We start from the raw sequence: 19,541 nt of genomic DNA, 5'->3' as shown, positions 1-19,541 counted from the left end.
CATTACAATATTTGAATACAGGAATTTATTTAGTGAACATGGGTGAATTACCTAATTTTATAAATACAGTAATTATTATTGTTGCGTTTTTTACCGCAGCAATAAGTATGATCTACTTCTTTTTAAATAATGATACTATATTATCAACAATCATAGCTATTTTTTATGTTACTATTACAACCTTTATTATTTTATGTTTTTGTATACTTATAATTATAAAAGGTTCAAATTATCATACTGTTATAGCTTTTATATTAATAATTTTTTATATGTTTGTATTAGAGCTTGCTCAAAAGAAAATGAAGAAAAAAGCTAATAAATTCATATACATATGTTTCTTATTAGCTTTAGCCTTTATTTGTATCATAGCTTTATTTACTGCTTATCAGAACCCTAATGATTTGACTATTAAAAGTTTTAATAATGCAATTAGCAATTACGGAAAATTTTCTGGAAATGACAGTAATGATATAATGAATTTGATTCTGTATTTCATAACTATAGTATATAATTTTATTGTTCTTATACCGCTAGGGAAAATATTGACTGACATTTACGGTAATTTTATATCTAAATAAATTATTTTTTTAAGCTACGCTGTAAGAAAATCGACTTTCTTCATAACTTGGCTTATTATAAACACCTATCCATGTAATGGATAGGTGTTTATCGCTCCTTATTACTTTACCTTGGTGCGTCAATGCTACTTCTTCCATACCAGTTTAATATAATCATTATATGTAACAACTGTCTCAATGTAAGAGAATGCTACTGCCCTCTTATCATCTTTGCTTAGTTCAGAAAATATAATCTTTTGGGGAGTCACTAACTCCTGAATCACCTTTGCCTTCTGATCCATCAACTTATTCTTTTTTTCAGTAAGCTCTTTCAGCTCTTTATTAACGTATTCCATCGTCAATGCACTGACCGTTTTCGTTTTAAGCACTTGCAACAGATTAGATATGGCTTCATCTATCCTAATAAGCTCAAGTTCAATTTCATTTGTGCCATGTACTGTTTCCATCGGCGTTGGCTTGCATTTATCAAAAAGAGCCTCCAGTTCTTTTTCTACAGATTGCTCAATATCATCAATCTTCATTTCAAGAGCCAGATCACAATCCAAATACTCTTTTCCCCTGCACCGCATGTTACGGATTGTCTCACCGTCCGTCTTACGTTTATATCTTCTAACCATGACCGCTCGCCCGCAAACACCGCATTTTAACAATCCAGTCAGCCAGCTGGTACGCGGTCCATCATTAGAAACCACTTGCTGGTTCGTATCAAGCTTCTGCTGGCATTTTAACCACAATTCAGAATCTATATAGCCAGGCCAGTTACCAATAGCAAATGTAGTTTCCTGTGGTTTTAAAGTATCCCTATTGGTAGCTCCTTGTTTACCAATCAACATGCCACCTTGTTTACCGTCAAATTCTTCTAATGGATTTAGAATGCTTACACCCAGCCTTTTAAAATAAGTATAAACGGCGTGGTCACATTTTACACTAACTGGGTTTCTGAGTATACGTGCAATAGCGGTCGATGACCAGTTTTTGCTATTGGGACCAGGACATTTCTTATGTGTAAGTATACGCCGTATATCACCAAGGCTTGTTGTGGGATAGGAATACATTTTCATGATTTCTTCCAGAACATTTATTGTTTCGCCTACCTTCAAAGAGGATACCTTTTTATTATCCTTTACAATTATAGCGTTACTATATCCATATGGGGCTGGACCACCAGGCCAACGGCCTAACTCAATTCTGTCGTAGTAATTATCATATACTCTTTTTGAAATCTGTTCTCGCTCCAGCTGCGCAAACACAGCCATAATAAAAATCATTGCTTTTCCAATAGGGGTTGATGTATCAAAATTCTCTGTAACCGAAACAAATTCCACCCCAAACTTATTCATATATTCCCAGATATTAGCAAAATCGAGAAGAGACCTGGTAAATCGGTCCAGTTTATAAACCAATACTCTGCTTATAACTCCATTTTTTATATCACCTAAAAGTCTGTTAAATTCTGGTCTATGTATGACATCCTTTCCTGATATTCCTCTATCAATATATATTCCTGGTTCACCAACTGCAACGCTCCTGGCAAAATTCAATTGCGTTTCGATGGATAAACTGTCTTTTTTTTCAATTGATTGCCTCGCATAAATAGCATCCATATCTTTTTCAATTAATTCCCTTTCTTTTTAAAATCTATGTTCTTCCCGTTGTCAGAAATGGCACTGTTTTTTTTACTTCCTTTCTCTTTATTATAGAAAATCAATTGAAGTTCTGTATATGCAGCTTGTAGTCTTTTTTCTCTTTCAAGGGCATCTTTATAGTCCGGGTACACATTTTCTACTCTCATAAAATACACTTTCACTCCATTAAGTACTTTATTTTGTTTCAATATATGATTTGTATTGTTAATTCTTGTGTCAAGACAAGTTGTATCTGAGCATTTCTGCAATTTTGTTAAAAAAAGCAACGATATGAGGATCATGACAATAAGTTCTCAGCTCCTCAACACCCCGTAAATAAACTGTTTGCAGCCCAAACCTGGGTTCCGGATAGCATAGTGCTGTAATAGCAATAAACATAAGTACTACAATAGCAATCAAAATAGCAACTATTATAATTCCTCTCAGAGTATAAATTAAGAATTTCAAATTACTGGATTTTTCCACCACAACAACATTCTTATTTTTGATTTTATGCTTTTTCTTTAAATATCTTTGATCCTCTTCATAAGCAAGATCTTCCTTGACCTTTTTCACTAATACATTATTAAATTTCGCCATATGTATACTCCTATAGTTTTAACAATGTTCGATATATCTGATTAGCTGTTGCTGAGTAGGAATACGCATCCGGGACATAATCAGCAAAAAAGGTTAGGTCCCCTTTTTCCTCCATCATTTCCTTTATTGCCTCCCTGTCACCATTTGGTACAAAGTTAAAGATATACCCTGTTGCCACATATGTCTGATTTAACAGCACATTGTACACGGAATTTATTTCTCCTGGCTTAATTCCCGCGCAGAAGATCCGGAAATTCTGCTCCAGAAAAGATATTTTTTCAAAGACTGGGTCGGCAATAGATCCGTAATCCTTAACCAGATATTCGTATTCCAGCTTACCAACCTCTGCAATATTTTCCTGTTTAAACATATCAATTCCATCAAAAGTAACACGTTTCGTTTTCCTGTCTTCCTTAATGTTATTGTATAATTCTTTTACACCATCAATATATCCATGACGATTCATTTCTATATAGCAGGAGCGATACCCCATTAAGCTTAAATATTTTATAATTTGCATTGCCTGAGTCGTAGTTCCAATGCGCCCCAGGCAGCCAGCGACCGCAATCGTCTGGCTCTCTTTTTTAAATTTCCTCATCCTCATCCTCCTCAATTTCAGGTAGTTTATTTTTCTTACGTTTCATACTCTTTTTAGCAAGAATCATCAATACAATTGCAATTAGTAATAAAAATAGTAATATTGCTAATGTTATTGGATTCGATAACAGCCATTTTAGGAAATCCCAGAACCCCTTCCGTCCATCCCGCTCATAAGCAGCTGTTGCTTCTTTCTTATAAATAATCTTCTCTGTCTGATTTTCAGCTTTTTCATCAATATAAGTTCCGTGATAGACATTGGCCTCTATGGAAGGAAATGTCACATCCCCTCCATAGACTCCATTAATATCTTTTACTAGCTTACGTCCGGAAGCGGTTGCATTCCGGGTCAACTCTCCTGCCTTTAATACAGGTTCTCCATCCCATTCTATTTTTGTTATCTCATAATACTGTGACGGCAAATTAAGATAACTTAAAAACTCATTTGCATGATCTATTAATGGAGAATTATTAGATATCTCAGATTCACCCAGCATATAGGAATCTGAATCGTAACCAGTGACGGTTATCGGAAAAGAAAAATTATAGTCCCAGTAAGTGCTGCTCTCTTTATAATCAACTGCTGGGAGCTTTACCTGTATTTCCTGTTTTAAATCTTCATTTATTACCTTAACCTCAGCGGTCTCCGGTAGCGAATCTATGTATTCCACTCCTTTGTAAATTATGGGAGCTTCTGAATATTCTGTAGTTTCTTCCGTTACTATTTTTGTTAGTTTACTGGTTATTAAACGATACTTTTTCCCTTCCTTCTCTATCTCCTCTTTCGGAGCATATACTTCTGGATCTCCAACAAAGGGATCAGAGTCATATGTAATAATGTCACCTGGATAGACTTCCTCCACATTATCTATTTGGACAGATTTTAGCCGATAGATAATACCATCCTTTTCATAAATATCTTTAAACTGGGATCTTCCATCCTCCTCTTTTACAAAAGTTCTATAATCCTTTTTTACTTCGATTAACGTTTCCTCTGCATGTGCTATTCTAGCACACCCAAGAACAAGAGGTACTACAAGGAACATAGCAATAAAACCTTTTTTAATCTTATTTTTCATCTTTCTTATCTTTTTTTCTCCTTGAATTATTTAAGAGACTTGTAATATCCTTTATTCTATTAACGATATGATCTTTCTGTTCAGCAAGCTATAATTCATTTAAGAATAGATCGCACTCTCTTATTATTTCTTCAAAGGTATTTAGACCTTTTCTATCAACCAACTGCCCCTTATCGTCTCTCATCGACTTTTTAGGTACGACCTCTCCAACAGTATCAGTACCAATGCATGTCATAATAAAGAAATTATATTTTGCGTTCCTCCTTTCTTTTTCTGTATCGCATATATATTCATAGTTGCATATATCAAATCGTCCCAGAATTCTACCACCTAGATACTTATAAATATTTACAGCTTTCCCCTTATAATTTTTCTTGTTTTCTGGGCATTTATTAAAGTAAATTATTTCAACTTCATAAAGATCTGATTCTATGTAATGTTTAGCTATCGCATCTAAAACAATAGTTTTATGATTGAAATTGTACCTATCTTTTTTCATTTAAACGAATCTTTTCCTTTCCTGTCATACACGCTTATGCATATGCCTTTCCTGCACACCCCAAGATTAGGGTGTGACAGGGAATAATGGCAATAATTACATTCTTATACTTGTTCTTCACCTTTCTTATTTTTTCTTCTCTTTATGATAGCAATACCAGATATAATAGCCGCCAGACCAAGACTCAAGATTAGTCCTCCTCTAATACCTGCATCTCCTGTTTTAGGTAGCTTGCTCAGCCAGTTCCAAAATCCGGTTCCTTTATGACTGGTAATTCCAAGACCATATAAGTTAGATTGATATTTTGCAGTTATAATGCCTTTTTTCTTTCCGCGCTCCGGACTGTTAAACATTGTTAGTTCTCCTGTTACGGTTCCGTCATCCGTTACGCAAATAGTCAGGTAGGAATCAGTCTTTCTATACCCTTCCGGAGCTTTCATTTCATGAACAGTGTATTGTCCAGAACGGATCGGATGGAATGAAATAATGCCATTTATATCTGTCATTCCTTTGAATACTGGCTCTCCAGCTTCATTTCTGATCTCTAGCTCAGCTCCAGCTAATCTTTCCCTTGTTTCAGTATCTGCCTTTTTAATTATCACTTCCGGAGAAATGTAATTAACAACTGATACTGTACTGTTTTCCGATACCTCACCATTTTTAATGGTAAAGGAGTAAGTATGATCTGTTACAAGGTAGCCAGGAGCTGCCTTTGTCTCTTTGTATGTATAGGTCCCGTTTTCTGGCATTTTGAATTTTGCATATCCATCCTCCCCAGTATTCACAGCCAGGTATAAACTTCCGTCAGGGCGGTAAATAGAAAATTCCACGCCTTTAATTCCCTGCCCTGTTGCTGCATCTGTTTTATAGAGATACATTTTATCCGAGCCTGGGTTTTGTTGCTTAGGATCTGTCATATTGACCTCAAATAGTCCGGATCCTTTGGGTACAGTAAATGCTATGTCCGAGGAAAGGAGGTATCCAGCTGGAGCATTTACCTCATGAAGATAATACGTTCTTTCTGCCACTAATTTTGCTGTGATATCTATTGGTTCATCTGTTGATACAAAATCTGGTACAACTACATTTTTTTGCAGATCCAATATCTGTAAAGTAGCTCCTCTTAAAATATGACCTGATGAATCCATTTTTCTTATACGGATTCTTGTTGCATCATTTCTCATTACTAACTGATCCACTCTTCCATCCTTGCTGACAGTAAAGGTAATATCTTCTGCATAGGCATAGCCATCTACCGGCTTCTCTTCAATAAAGTGGTATGTTTCTCCGGCTATTAGTTTTCCGATGATTTCATGGGGCTGCTCTCCGGACATCCACTCTTCTACCTGATTCCCTTCATGATCTATTACACTCAGACGATTTCCGGGAAGTTCTTCGCTGCCCGTGATTGCCTTTTTAGAGAGTATTACATGAGTCGGATCATCAATCATTACCACCGTATTCCTTTCCCCATTTAAACTAACGGTAAAGGCAATATCTTCCGCATAGGCATAGCCATCTGCCGGTCTTACTTCATGGAGCCAGTAGTTTTTTCCAGCAATTAGCTGTCCTTTTAACACTTCAAACTCATTTCCTGTTGTAAAGATTAAATCTTCTCCTGCTGTGATGCCATTTCCATCACGAACCGCTTTTGCAGCTGTTTTATCCTTATTTAAGATCTGAAGCGTACTTCCAAATAGAGAATGTGCTGCCTCAGAAGGAGTACTCTCCGTCAGAGACTTGGCCAGTTTTTGAATTTCAACTTCCGTTTTTCGATCCTTCATAGTAACGGTTATGGTTTCCGCTTCTTCTGGCACAGTAAATGTCACACTCTCACTATAGGCATAACCGGCAGGAGGCTCCTCCTCCGAAAGTTCATAGGTTCTACCGGCGATTAAAAGTCCTGTTAAAATAACTGGTTCTCCTGTTGGTGTAAACTCTTTGATCAATGTGCCAGTATCCTTTTCCCTGATACTAAACCGCCCTCCACTTAAAAACTCTCCTGATTCTGCATCCGTTTTTAAAATGCTCACTTCTGTCTTCTGATCCTCCATGATAATGGTCTCAGGAATTCCGCTGTCTTCTGCAGTAAATCTAATATCCTTCTCGTAAGCGTATCCATTTGGGGAACAGATTTCTTTTAAAATATATTTTTTCCCAGGTGTCACAAGTTTTGTTGGGATCTGTACCCGCTCTCCTTCCTTAGTAAATTCGTAAATTGTCTTATTTGTCTCTGCATCAATCAGCTGATAGCTGCCTCCGGAAAGCTCCTTACCAGTATCATGGTCAAGCTTGGAAAAAAACAACTGCACTGTCCGGTCTTCCATATCAACGTTATCAACCATTCCTGAAGGATTTACTTCAAATCGATATAAACCGCTTAAATGGCTGTTCCCATCGCTGTAAGAGGTTGTCTCCATAAGTTTATAGCTTCCTCCGGCTGTCAGGATTTCCCTGATCGATTCATCATTCCGGTTGCTTTCAAACACTTTACTTTGGAAGTTTTTCTGGATTTCTCCAGTCATGATTTTCTCACCCGGTTCATATCCATCTACTCCCACTTTGGTGATTTCATATCTGGTTCCATAGGGCAGACCGGAAAAGGTAATAAATCCATCTCCAGTAAGAGTGATATCACCCTCTCCTTTGATTCTTCCTGTTTTGGAACCAGCAAACGCCTGATATCCAATTAAGACCGTTCCTGCCTGATCTGTGAATTTTACATGATAGGTAAATGTATCTGCCTGGCTCTTTCCTGTCCCAGTCAGATTATTTATTATGCTGACTGATCCGTCCGGGACAATCGGGTTCCAGAGGTTCGTGGTTTTTGTAACCGCTCCGGCTGTTGTTATAAAGTTTGCTTCGGCTTCCGTTCCGTTTTCTCCGTTAACTTTAGCTACCACATCCACGGTTCCACTGTCATGGGCAGCTACATTGGTCAGATTCCAGGTTACATTTCCGTTTAATTCCACTCCATATGCGGTGGAGCGTAAATAATCAAGTCCCTCTTGGAGAACTGCTTTTACTTTTATATCTGTTGGGTAACTGTATGGATTGTTATAGGAAATTGTGTATTTCAAGACGCTTCCTGCCTTAACTGCACTATGACCTGCCCCAACGCTGCTTGTCACTTCGGCAATGGGACTTTCTTTCGTAACCGGGTTGGTTATGCTGTAATCGTGGGTATCATCACTGACGATCCAGTCTGCCAGTACATTTCCCTCAGAGTCGGTCAGTTCCTGCCTGGTCTCTAAATAAGTTCTGGAAGGCAGCGAGTAGTTTCCCTGTTCATCAAGATAGATCCGTCTAGTTTCTTTCCCAGATTTTTCTGTCTGGCCATCTGAATACCTGGTATACTCGGTAATCTCATATAAATGCCCGTCCTTAATTCCGTCATTAGCAGTCAGAGAAAGGCTGCTTCCTGTTCCCATCAAGGCTGGAAGCTCTGTCCCGGTATCTAAATCCTTTAAGATAAGGTAAGTTTTTACTGGAACTCTTCCGGTTATGGTTAGGGCTTCTATGATACCGTTCTCACTTGCCAGTTTTAAAACACTGAAATCATTGGATACATTAAGGATTCCTGTTCCTGCCTGATTTACAGTAAAAATTACCGGCGATGAAAGAACGTATCCAGCTGGAGCTTTTAACTCCTCCATGATATAAACCTGTCCTGCAGACAGCTTCTTTGTCAGGGTGAAACCGTCGGGGCCCGAAATGGTTATTGCTATGGCTTCTCCGTCCTTTTCATATTCTCCGTTTACAACTACTGCATGGTAAACAGCAATCTCAGCTCCTTCCACCGCCATACCAGTGCCAAAGTTGGTTTTTCTAAAATTAATGTTGGTTGGACTATTATCAATTTCACAGGAATAAAGTAGTTCATTTCCGTTCCCTTTCCCATCAAATTGGAATTTTTTCACTCCCTCGGAAATCTGGTAAAAATCTGGTGGGGAAATTTCTTCTACCGTATAGGTGTATGGTTTTATGGTCCCATCTGTCCGGACCTCGCCCACCGAAAGGCCGGTGAGTTGTGACCCCCCATCTGATCCGGTAGTCATGTACCAGGTTTCTCCTGTCTCCTTGTTTGTTACTTTAAACCTTGCATGTTCCAGCCAGTCTCCGGTATCGGAAGCTTTCTTTTTAATCTCCAGTTTCCCAGTGGCCGGAATGTTGACTACTTTATAAAATGGGACTTTTTCAGCACCTACCGTAATCTTTACCGGATCTGCTTTCTGCATATAGGGTGGTGCCTCTTTCTCCACGATGTAATAGGTACCGTAGGCAGTCTTATCGATTCGGTGAGGTTTTAAATCTCCAACAGAAAAGCCATCGGGCATGTTTCCATTAAATTTATCTTCTTCTTTGTAGATTCCGTCTGATCCGGAAGTCCATGATTCAACTAAGTGAGATTCATCTTCTAAAAGATTCCCGTTTGCATCTGCCCGGTATAAGGCAAGCGTGGCTCCGCTGACTGCATATTCGTTCGTACCGTCATTTACTACCTTTAAGACGTTGATATACTTCTCTTCATTTTCAAGGCTGAATCTTTGCACATCTCCGGTTTCAGTAAGGACAATTGCTTTCGGATCGGCTGCTTCAAACCCATCGGGGACTGTTTCTTCTACCAGAACGTAATTTCCGGTCTTTCCTTCTCCCGTTTCCGCATAGAAGGGCAGATAATCAATCCGGTGCATTCCCTCTAAGGTGTCATAGCTTTTAATCCCCCCATTTTCTTTATAGTTAAACTGATATTCAAAAATCAGAGGCAGTTGACCATCTGTATCAAGGGAACCATTTTTCACGTTCCGGTAAATGGTGATCCGAATGGTTTTTCCTGTATCAGTTGTCCATGTTTCCACGATTCCCTCCCCTTTTCCGGCCTGAATGATTCCGGTAAGGGTTGCGGTTCGCTCTCCGCCCTTGGTGTACCAGGTAAAGGAGGTTAATTCCTGTCCTTTTTCTTTGTAGGCAGCTTCAAAATCCGTAATAAAGCTGGATTGGTTATCTGATAGTCCCAGAAGCGCTTTTAATCGTTCCATGACGTTGGAGCTGATTTCTGTTTCCTCCGTGTACTCCGTTAAGTCATCGGTAGTCCACTGATCTACCCGTTTTGTCTGGTCATACACCGGCTTTCCATTTTCCATTAATATAGTCCCATTGCTGTCTGTTTTCGCTTCATAAAGAGCAAGCCCGGCTGCGTGATCATTGGGTAGAGAAACCTTATTTCCTTTACTGTCCGTGTAGTACTTATAAATTTCCAGCTTTGTATGGTCATTTTTTAGATTAACCGTCTGAACTTCTCCTGTTGCTTTGATGGTCAACTCCATAGAGGAGCGAACATATCCGTCTTCGGCCTTCAGCTCTTCTAAGATATAATCACCGGCTGGGATTCCTTCAAAATATTTCGGGTTGCCATCCGTGATCCAATCAGCCGACACTGTAACCGGTTCATTATCCGAGGAACGTTCTACGGTCCATTTTGCCGGTGTAGTTTCTGCTTTCACCAGATAATATCCTTTCGGGTAGGTATCATTGTCCGTGGTATAGATCCTTTTCGCTTTATAGAGTACCAAGTGCGCTCCGGATACCTGGCTGTAACTGTAGGCTCCCTTTGGCTCCGTAACGGTTAGTCCTTCCTGGTAATCGCTGATTACGTTCAATGTCTGTTGGTCGGCTGCGTCGGTTTTGGCAATCTCTACTTTTATTTTTTCATCTTCCATTCCGGTTTTCTGAACATCCTTGGTTTCTGTCACGGTAATTCCCTCCGGAAGACCTTTGGTATATCCGGAAGGAGCCGTTACCTCCTCCATGATGTAAGTTCCTGGAATTACTCTCTTTAGCATATCCGCCTGACCTACTGTCATATCTCCCTTAAACGGATCGTTTGGATACTTCTCTCCGCTTATCCAGGTGTTTTCCATCACCCAGGACTCACCCTGCCGGTGATAGAGTTTCTTATCATCCGTGGCGTCTTCTTCCTCTCCTACGTCCTTCATATTTGTCTGATTGTTAATGCTGTAGGAAGCACTGTTATAAGCGGAAAGAAGATCATCATATTTGTAGCGGACATAGTCTCCATCAATGTCATAGACCGGATCTCCCTTTTTATAGGTCTGCCCGGATTTTTGATAATACTCCGGAAGTCCATGGCCATTCAGGACTGGATTCATGCTTTTCGCCAGACTGCTTCCGTTATAGGTTCCTGAGACATATTCCTGATCCGTATCAGCATGGATAGAGGCAATCCGGAACGTCTTTATCTTTTCTCTGGCAATAACCGCTGCACCCTGTGTCCGGGAGATCTTCACCGGCCATACCAGAATCTTGTTCCCTTCCTTTGTATATGCCATGCCGGTAGTCGGATCAACATATGCATCCCTGTTTCCATCACTGTCAAGATGATACATAACCGTACCGGAGCTTAAGGTAAAGATTTTATCAGTGGAATTATATTTCACCGCCAGTAAATCCCCTCCGGTTAGCTCAAATGTTGGTTGTCCAGCTTTTAGGATAAAAATAGATTCCTGGTTTTTCACTAATACCTTATTTCCATTCCGGTCATAGCCATAGAGTTTTCCGTCAGTTCCAGTTTCAGTTGCTGTTAAGTTTGCTAGAGAGTAATAAAGGATATCGGTATTATCCCGGTCTATGGTTTCATAAGTCCATGTACCGTTTCCGGTTTCTCCTGCAAGACTTTCATCCGGATCTTGCCCGATAGGGCGGGGCACGCTGTCCTTTCTTAAAAACTCCACAGTTGTCCCGGCATAGCCTTTTAATACCTTTATGGATTGAACATTATTATTCCGGTCTCTGGTCACTTCTACGCCGTTGTATCCATAATCTCCGCTGTCCCCGCTCTCTGATATGGTTATGGCATCGTAGAGAGCCATCTTTGCCCCAGATACGTAGCGGTTGTGATCATCAGCGGTATCCAGCGTTCTCTCAATCAGACCGTAACCGGCAAAAACACCATCTATATAAACCAGAATTACATCCTCCCCGGCGTCTTTTCTGGACTGAAGGTATTCAATGGTACCTTTGTACCAGGCATATCCTAGGTAAGTTCCGTTTTTATAGGCAAATTCTAAATTTTCAGTTCCATATTTCTGTTTTAGTGCCAGCTCCGTTCCTTCTAACCTGGTATCTGTTTTATAGGTTACGGTATGGTCAGAATCTTTAATCTTAGACACTTCAAGGCGTACCGGAGTATTTCCTATATAGATTCTGGCGGTATCTTCTACTTTAGTTCCAGCCTGATTTTTGTCCTCATAAATGGCTGCAGCTATCCGGCTGTCCCTGTTTCCGTCAAGATAATAGGTTGTCTGATCCGAGTAGATTTCAATGGCTACCGGCTTAGATCTTACGTATCCGGCAGGAGGCTTGATCTCACACAGGACATACGTTCCGGCTCCAAGAGGCTGTGGTGTTACCAAATAGCCTGTATTCTGATCCTGATAAGAAGTATTTGTTAAATCTTCTTCCCTTGCCTGTGCCCCGTCTCTGGTAGTCGTAAAAGCCTCAAACTGTCCGGTCCTTCTACCCTCTTCATCGGAAAGGATTACCTGTTCCCCTTCTTCACAGACCGGGCTTCCGGCTGGAACCAGACCGCTGTAGGACTCACCTGACTGAATAATATTGCTGGCTCCCATTGCCTCTAAAAATTCCTTAGAGCCTCCGATCCGGGTATCTGTTTCATAAAATTTCACCTTTCCGTCTGTGTTTTCTCCCTCCTCTCTGGAAGCGGCATAGAGAGCAAAGAACGCTCCATCATGGAGGATATTTTCTCCTGTTTCTGAGTCTAATTTTTCAATTCGTAACCGGCTTGTATAAAAGGTATTTTTAAACTTCCGGTAACTATAGCCTTGATAACTGGAGCTGCCATCTCCATTGGGTGCTGTGTCGGTTGTTTCATCGGCCGGCTCAGTTACACTCCACGGTACCAGCATAGATGCATATTTTCCATCATAGGCCGTCTGCATCCCCTTCATGGTTGTTCCTGATTCATTGGCTTCCTTATTTTCCGAAACTGATCCGTAATGATAGATCTTTTCGATTCCGTCCGTCTCATAAGTGGTACCGTTTGCTGTACGCTTACCGGAATTTTCATTGTCGGCCAGATAATGACTGGATTCATTTCCTCCGGCTTCTGCCGGATCAACCAACGTGTTGTAGTAATCCTTGACCGGATCAGTTTCGCCCTGGGTGATGTTAAAGTGTCCTTTTCCAGAAGGATCACCAGAAAACGATCCTGTAAGCTTATCAAGATCCAGACCATAGGGATAGATTTCATAATTCCCCAGGTAGTTGTGTCCACGAATTACATACTTTCTTAAATCCTCTGCTTCTCCCGGCCATTCTTCATTAAAACGGATATGGTATTTGGCTGAAAGAGATGAAACACTGTCCGCTGCGCTGTAATTGTAATAGCTGCTTAATATCTCCGGTGTCTGGTCTGATCCGGACTTACCGCCCTCATAAACCGTTGGAAGTTCGATTTCCTTGGGAGCATCAGTTTTATAATGCTTGTTAAAAAGATCTCCTAAGTCTTTGTTAAAGGGCTGCTGTTCTACAGCTACATAGGTACCATAAGGAAGATACTCAGAGATCCCGTATGTATACCCAGAAGTAGAATCCTCTGTATCTGCACTGAGCGTTGTAAAATCCTTGTCACTTCCTCCGTCTGCTTCACTGTCCCAGGCAATGGAATAAATTTCATCAAAGTCATAAGTGAAAAATGGTTTTAGGTAGTTCTCCGCTTTTTTTATGGCACTGGCCAGAGCCTGATCATATATCTGATCCGGGTAGCTTACATTTTCTGAAGCACTTTCAGTTTCTCCTGCCTGATTTTCCTTCACCAGTTTCGCCACTTCCGTCTCTAAGTACCAGGTGATGGCAAACTGGCGGACGTGATCAGATCGGAGGGCGTTGTCCTTTGCTGAATCAGAAGTATTGATCCTATTTTCAATGTCCGAATTGTTCTGTACGGCGGGATACTCTTTTTCCCCTCCAGCCGTTCCAAAGAGAAGCTTTTTAATAAAGGCAAACGGCTTAAAGGAAGTGGTTTTCTTATCTGTTCGGTCCCATTGGTCCTCATTGGCCACTTTTATGGCATCAAAGAACTTATCATAGCGATAACCGTCTTTTCCACTTTCAAGAATTGCCGTATAACCTGGGTTCTGATCTGCATTGATAAGATCATTGGTATAACTGTAAAGTTCCGTGTTGGCTATGGCTGCATCATTGGAGTCCTTTGATAACGGGCTTGTCTGATAATCAACTCTGGTATAAAGCTTCTGTACCTTTTCTGGAAATTTGTCCCGATAGGCATTGATATCCACGGTGTTTCCATTCCGATCCTGCCACGTCACGGTTCCGTCCTCTGCCCGGTAAAGCCGTTCCAAGTTTGATTTTAAGTAAGCCTTAAAGCGGAAGTTTTTTAAATATGCTGCATTCGCTCCAGTTCCACCACCACTTTCAGTAAAATGATCCTCATGGCCGGTTGCTGCATAGGTGTTATTGTCGTATGTCCCGTCTGCATTTACCTCAATCTCCTTCGTAATCTTTACCTTTTGCATGATGGGCCGTTCTACAATGGAAATGCTGTTGTTACGGGTTCCTCCATCTGCATACAGCTGATTCTTATCGTAGCGGAGCGTGACTGCTTCGATATAGGTTCCGGCACCGGAAAGGTTTGGAGATACGGAAATATTTCCGTAATAGAGGGCATATTCCTGGGGTGTTGTATAGGTTCCGGAAATCAGATCATAACTATAAGTGATCTTGTAGTCTGTGGTCTGAGTCCCCTCACTCCCCTCAACATTGATGGTATAGCCCTTTCCGTCATACACCGCTTCCACCGGCGTGTCCACGTCCTTTAAATCATATCCGGGGCTTACCTGGACTTCCTTTTCTACCAATACGGTCTTAATACTTCCATTGCTATTCCGGATTGGTTCTCCTTTTGCATAGACCCAGTAGGTATGAGCTGGATTTTCTTTTACTGTAAGAGTAGTTAAATCATCTGGATAAACTGCCTTTGTCTGTGACAGCGTTCCGCTTTTTACTTTTGCGTAGGTGATAAATCCATTGGTGTTTTCGGTATAATCCTCCAGCTGATCCGGTTTGTATGGAACATAAAAATAACCAGAAACCGTTGTCCCATTTATTTCATACTGGATATCCATTTTGATATAAATTTGCTTTAATGCCTCATCGTATAAACTGGAGGCAATGGTGCTTCCCACACGGTAGGAATAACGGACCACCGCTTTCCCATCTATAATCTCCTCAACTCTCAGACAGTTGAATACGGAAAGGCCGGCATCTTCCATTCCTTTATAAAGGCTTTCTGCCTGTTCCTCAAAGGTATCTCCTTCCAAAGGAATGATCATCCAGGGCGCTCCTCCATCCGGCTCCTTAAAGGAAGCCTTTTGTAAAACGGAATTCACATCCTCGGTTAAATCTCCGGTATCTTCCTTATCTGAAAAGGTAGGAATGGTATATCTTAAAGCATTGGAAGGGCGGACCGCTGTATAGTCATATTCCGGATCGGATACCTTGGTGACAACGGCGTTTTCTCCATTTGGCAAAGAAATGGTATCACCAACGTTTGCCTCCACATAGGAACCATTAATAAGAACCTTGGCTCCCTCTTCTTCTGCTATGGCATTTTCACTGGTATAAACATACTCCGTATGGGTTCCCGCTGGATCTTCCACCACCTTGCTTTCTGTCCGGTAAAAGGAAGCTCCTTCCGTGATATTGTTTGCATAAATCTGATAACCATTTGTGGTGCCACTGCTATTTACGGTAAAGGTGTTTGCTTTCTTTGCCCGGTTAATATCCAAGGTACTGGCAGATACCGTTCCTTCAGCTGTCGGGCTCCCTCCGTTTTGAAACGCTTCCCGGTTAGAAACAGAAGCATCTTTTCCATATACGGATAGTTCGTAACCTTCCGATCTGTTCAGTTCTTTTATGTAGTACTGGGTTCCGTCCGCATTAACGATTAAGGGACGTCCGATCCAGCAGTTTCCGTTTAAGCTTTCATTGTTTTCTATTGGATAGGAATGGCTGCTTTCTCCGGTTCCGTCCCTTCCCTGATTGGAGGATAGCTTTTCATAACCGGAAGCCGTTTCATTCCGGCTGTCAGTTAAGGAAATGCTACTGCCATGTGAGGTATGGCCGATAAAACGTTCTGCATCGGATTCTTTTCCTACCGCAGCTGCCATTCCGGTGTAAAGGTTTTTGGGAGCCTGGTCTGCCCAGCTGTTGGCCGTCTTTTCAATGGTTCCGGTCTGGTAATTAAAGGTAAATCCCGGTGCCTGGGTGATGGATAGGAAACTGGCGTCTCCATTCCGGTCCGTTGTGGCTACAGAAACTAAGTCATCCTTTTGAAATACCACACCGGAATGTCCGTCCGGATGGGGAATATCGGTAGCCGCAAACAGCCCATAAACAGCTCCTTCTAAGGTTCCGTCCCCCTGTGCATCTCCGTAGGCATCATAGGAAGCGGTTTCCCCTGACTTTAAATCCATGTCCTTTTTATTAAAGTGAATATCTCCTTCCGTCCGGTGATCATAGACAGTAAAAGTCCAGTCTGTAATAGAGGAAGACAGCGGTGAAAGGCGATCTGTATCTGTAGATTCCGGCAGGGAATAAAGTGAACTATCGCTTCCGGAATCCTCATCGGAGGAGGCAGTTAGGGAAAAAAGTGAAACTACTTTTGATGCCGCAAGCTTCACATCTGTGACTACTTTTTCCAAAAGTCCAGTTAAAGTTACTTCCCCGTAAACAGCCTTTGCCTGGGAATCGGTTGCTATTTTTTTCTTTACGGAAGCCGTTTCCAAAGTGGGGACTTGTGTTTCGGCTTGTGGCTCAGTCTCTGTTTGTACCTCAGTTTCTACCTCTTTGGTAGACTCTTCTGTCGTTTCAGATGTTTTCGTATTTGTTTCCGTAACCTCTTCCGATTCTGCCGGGCTTTCAGACTCTGTTGGATCTTCTGTTTCTTCCCTGGTTTCATTCTGAGTTTCAGCCTCTGTTTCAGCTTCTGTCTCAATTTCTGTTTCTTCTATAACATCCGACTGTGTTTCTTCCGGTTCCTCTGTTACAGTCTCAGCCGCTTCGGTTTCCGGTTCACTCAATTCCTTCTGGTCTGAGACTTCTTCCTTGGAATCTGATACAGAGTCAGACAGGGTAAGTTCCTGATCCATTCCATCTAAATGCTCCAGTGTCCCGAAGCTGATAAACTGTGTGTTTTCCTGAGAAGGTGATGATTTTAAACTGAACGTACTGTCCGTTAAGCTGTCACTGTCAAAATCAGGATCACTGGAACTGCCCTCGTGATCAAGTCCAGAAGATTCATAGTCCTTATACTCACTTGACGTAACTGTTCTCCATTCCAGCGGGATATCCTCCGGATGGCTTCCGTGAAGGGAGTAACCGGGAGCTGGGAGAAGTTCTTTTGCGGAATACTGATACTTTAAAGAAATAAACTCTTTGTAAAACTCATCCCGGTCCGCTTCCAGAGCCTTTTTCTGAGTTTGTCCGGTAGGGTCGATGGCATGAAAGAAACCGCCCTGTTTTACATGATCTTCACACTCCTTTACTCCTTCCAGCCAGTTTGCCCATGCGCTATCATGCAGCTCCTGATTGGCTTCCTCCACCGCTTCAATCTCATCCTCATTGGTCTGTTCTCCAGTTTCTTCATCATACTCCGGTTCCGGGACCTCCTGGTATTCAATGACCGGGGCTGGATGCCCACTACAATACCCCTTTAAATAGGTATAATTTCTGGCATCCGAGTGGGCAGTCTTACTGTGAATGTTACCTCTGGAATCTACGTAGTGGAGGACACCGTCCGAATCCGTAATATGCTCATCCGCATTACAGGGATCTTTTTCGGGATCATCCCAACGGTCAAACTGGGAACCGGAGGAATTCCCCTGATTATAACGGTTTGCTTCGGAATCATTAAGACCAGTATCTCCGCTGTAATTTAAAGAGATCCTCGCATCATCACTCCCCTGATCTTCTTCCCAAGATGTATCGGTTAAAGAACCTAAGTTTGAGGAATAATCTCCTGCTCTTCTTAAATCTAAGTCTGTATCATCAAGCTGGGAGTCATCAAACTTTTCCAAAATGTCCCAGTGAGTATTGGCAAGGGGTTTTCCTGTTTCAGAATCAAAAGTGTTAAGACCTATGTTATAGCTGGCACCGAACCCTTCCGTATGTTTATACCGCTTAACCTCTGCTTTTCCGGCTGAGCCGACAAGGACATGAACCTCTAAATCGTTATCCATCTTTGAAGCAAAATAGGTCTGGGATATGTCAAAAGCATATTTATTTCTATCTCCACCTGGAACCTTAGTATAAAATTTAAACGTAGCAAGCTGTGCAGAACCAATATCTTTTGCCAGTTCTACCCCTTCCTGATTGGGATTAGCCCAATAGAGAGTTGCGATTCCTTTACCATCGTCTGGCACTTCGCCAATCTGAGAAGTAAATACAAGTCCAGCATCGGTAGGACCTGTATAAGTCCAATCCCCGTATAAGTCTTTGGCTGAAAACTTTTGATAATAATCCTTTACCGCTTCATTTGGGTAAGGGACCGTAACAGTGTATGTATCTGTCGCATGGTCTGTTTTCGCATAGTAAACAGTTTCTTCTGCATCTGAATCAAGTTTCTTTGTAATGGTCGCAGCATTCCATACCATGGCAAACATCCAATCTGCCCAGTTATTACACCCTTTTGCCTTATAATCCTCTGGAATCTGGGTACTTGACATCTGATTATAAACGGATTGATCCCCCACTGCATTGGGGTTCATTTGTTTAAGCACTGCTTTATAATCATCACTGCCCTGGAAGATTTTTAAATCTGTTTTTAGGTCAGTTCCAGTAAAGGCGCAGTCATCAGCTGCAACCCAGTTAATAACAGCTGCTACAATATATTTGGCTGTGCCGGTATTGGCATCATTACAGGCAGCTACACTTTCATTACGCCCCATGTAGCTGGCGTATACGTTCATTAGAAAGTTAAATTTCTCTCTTTCATCATCACCAATTTTTTTGGGAAATAGCGGAGGTCTGGCATTAGGTGACCAATAACCATCTAAAAATGCTTGACTACCCAGATGAATCATGGCATTTTCCGTATGTCCCTGTACACAGTAGATGAAAGTTTTATCAAACTCGTCGTAGTCACTTTCACTTGACTGATTATTTTTTACCAGGTACTGCTTGGCACCTGCGGGGAAATTTCCCTCTGATACAGCCGATCCCAGATGAAAGTCCTTGTTTTCATACATCAATCCCGTTGGGATATAGCCATAACTGTTATTTTCCCCATAATTGCTGGCATCCCATGAGGGTAAGGAAACAGTTTCTATAAGCTGTGCATAGTCTGCCAAGGATATTATATTTTCTGGAAAGTAAGGCAGGAATGCCATTGTAGTCAACACAATAGCCATAAAGCCAGCGGTTCTTCTTTTTATTTCAAGTCGTTGTAACATTTTTTTCATTCTTCTTCATCCTCAAATTTGTAACAAAAAAAGACTACCGATTA

General features: G+C 41.3%; 8 protein-coding genes. 1 reads left to right on the top strand and 7 read right to left on the bottom strand.

What is annotated here, in order from left to right; translation table 11 throughout:
- Window positions 1-578 (top strand): hypothetical protein (locus CRO04_RS24025; RefSeq protein ID WP_207654514.1); only part of this gene is annotated, 578 nt, incomplete at its 5' end.
- A 125-nt stretch (window positions 579-703) separates the two neighbouring features.
- Here the strand turns inward: CRO04_RS24025 and CRO04_RS24020 are convergent.
- The 7 genes from CRO04_RS24020 to CRO04_RS23995 form a co-directional block, all read right to left on the bottom strand.
- A complete protein-coding gene (locus tag CRO04_RS24020; protein ID WP_097006787.1) occupies window positions 704-2,182 on the bottom strand; it encodes a recombinase family protein in 1,479 nt (492 codons plus the stop codon).
- 11 nt (window positions 2,183-2,193) lie between these two features.
- Window positions 2,194-2,370, bottom strand: a complete 177-nt coding sequence (locus CRO04_RS26025; RefSeq protein WP_166432668.1) for a hypothetical protein — start codon at window positions 2,368-2,370, stop codon at window positions 2,194-2,196.
- A gap of 70 nt (window positions 2,371-2,440) precedes the next feature.
- Window positions 2,441-2,803 carry a hypothetical protein gene (locus CRO04_RS24015; protein ID WP_097006786.1) on the bottom strand — a complete coding sequence of 121 codons (363 nt, stop codon included), beginning with the start codon at window positions 2,801-2,803 and terminating at the stop codon, window positions 2,441-2,443.
- Between the two features lie 10 nt (window positions 2,804-2,813).
- Window positions 2,814-3,401, bottom strand: coding sequence for a hypothetical protein (locus tag CRO04_RS24010; protein WP_097006785.1), 588 nt, complete (start codon window positions 3,399-3,401; stop codon window positions 2,814-2,816).
- A complete protein-coding gene (locus CRO04_RS24005; RefSeq protein ID WP_097006784.1) occupies window positions 3,388-4,479 on the bottom strand; it encodes a hypothetical protein in 1,092 nt (363 codons plus the stop codon). The genes CRO04_RS24010 and CRO04_RS24005 overlap by 14 nt, the downstream gene beginning before the upstream one ends.
- Before the next feature lie 88 nt (window positions 4,480-4,567).
- The gene (locus tag CRO04_RS24000) at window positions 4,568-4,978 is read right to left on the bottom strand and encodes a hypothetical protein (RefSeq protein WP_097006783.1); all 411 of its coding nucleotides are present in this window, start codon (window positions 4,976-4,978) and stop codon (window positions 4,568-4,570) included.
- A 104-nt stretch (window positions 4,979-5,082) separates the two neighbouring features.
- Window positions 5,083-19,497, bottom strand: coding sequence for a SpaA isopeptide-forming pilin-related protein (locus CRO04_RS23995; protein ID WP_097006782.1), 14,415 nt, complete (start codon window positions 19,495-19,497; stop codon window positions 5,083-5,085).
- Window positions 19,498-19,541: the final 44 nt, after the last annotated feature.

Source organism: Lacrimispora amygdalina (assembly GCF_900205965.1).
GTDB classification, from domain to species: Bacteria; Bacillota; Clostridia; order Lachnospirales; family Lachnospiraceae; genus Lacrimispora; species Lacrimispora amygdalina_A.
Note: the sequence above shows the minus strand (reverse complement) of the source record. Positions and strands in the feature narration are given on the sequence as shown.

What these genes read in the sequence shown, in the direction of transcription:
- CRO04_RS24005 (WP_097006784.1), bottom strand. Translation starts at nt 4,479, where the DNA reads ATGAAAAATAAGATTAAAAAAGGTTTTATTGCTATGTTCCTTGTAGTA.
- CRO04_RS26025 (WP_166432668.1), bottom strand. Translation starts at nt 2,370, where the DNA reads ATGAGAGTAGAAAATGTGTACCCGGACTATAAAGATGCCCTTGAAAGA.
- CRO04_RS24010 (WP_097006785.1), bottom strand. Translation starts at nt 3,401, where the DNA reads ATGAGGAAATTTAAAAAAGAGAGCCAGACGATTGCGGTCGCTGGCTGC.
- CRO04_RS24000 (WP_097006783.1), bottom strand. Translation starts at nt 4,978, where the DNA reads ATGAAAAAAGATAGGTACAATTTCAATCATAAAACTATTGTTTTAGAT.
- CRO04_RS23995 (WP_097006782.1), bottom strand. Translation starts at nt 19,497, where the DNA reads ATGAAAAAAATGTTACAACGACTTGAAATAAAAAGAAGAACCGCTGGC.
- CRO04_RS24020 (WP_097006787.1), bottom strand. Translation starts at nt 2,182, where the DNA reads ATGGATGCTATTTATGCGAGGCAATCAATTGAAAAAAAAGACAGTTTA.
- CRO04_RS24015 (WP_097006786.1), bottom strand. Translation starts at nt 2,803, where the DNA reads ATGGCGAAATTTAATAATGTATTAGTGAAAAAGGTCAAGGAAGATCTT.